This is a genomic window from Rhodoplanes roseus (assembly GCF_003258865.1).
GTDB classification, from domain to species: domain Bacteria; phylum Pseudomonadota; class Alphaproteobacteria; order Rhizobiales; family Xanthobacteraceae; genus Rhodoplanes; species Rhodoplanes roseus.
In genome coordinates this window covers 1-274 of the sequence record NZ_NPEX01000809.1, presented here as the reverse complement: position 1 = coordinate 274, position 274 = coordinate 1, and the positions used below count along the sequence as shown (strand labels likewise).

Here is a 274-nt window from a genome sequence, read left to right as displayed (position 1 = left end):
TCCAGCGTGTCACGAATGGCATTCACCAGATGCGGCGAACGATCGATCACCGTGACATCGTTGTTCTCCGTCGCCAGTTTCTCCGCGATGCCGTATCCGACCTGGCCAGCGCCGCAAATGATGACGCGCATGAAATGTCCTTTGTTGCGAGAATCCCGCCGCCGTGAGGCTCTATACCCCGAGGCTCTTCAGCTTGCGATGCAGGGCCGAGCGTTCCATGCCGACAAACTCGGCCGTGCGCGAGATATTGCCGCCAAAACGGTTGATCTGCGCG

2 protein-coding genes are annotated in these 274 nt (G+C 59.5%); both read right to left on the bottom strand.

Going from position 1 to position 274, the window contains the following annotated elements:
* A partial coding sequence (locus CH341_RS32510; protein ID WP_146604771.1) for an NAD-binding protein occupies positions 1-131 on the bottom strand: 131 nt, incomplete at its 3' end.
* A 40-nt stretch (positions 132-171) separates the two neighbouring features.
* Positions 172-274 (bottom strand): helix-turn-helix domain-containing protein (locus CH341_RS32505; RefSeq protein ID WP_146604770.1); only part of this gene is annotated, 103 nt, incomplete at its 5' end.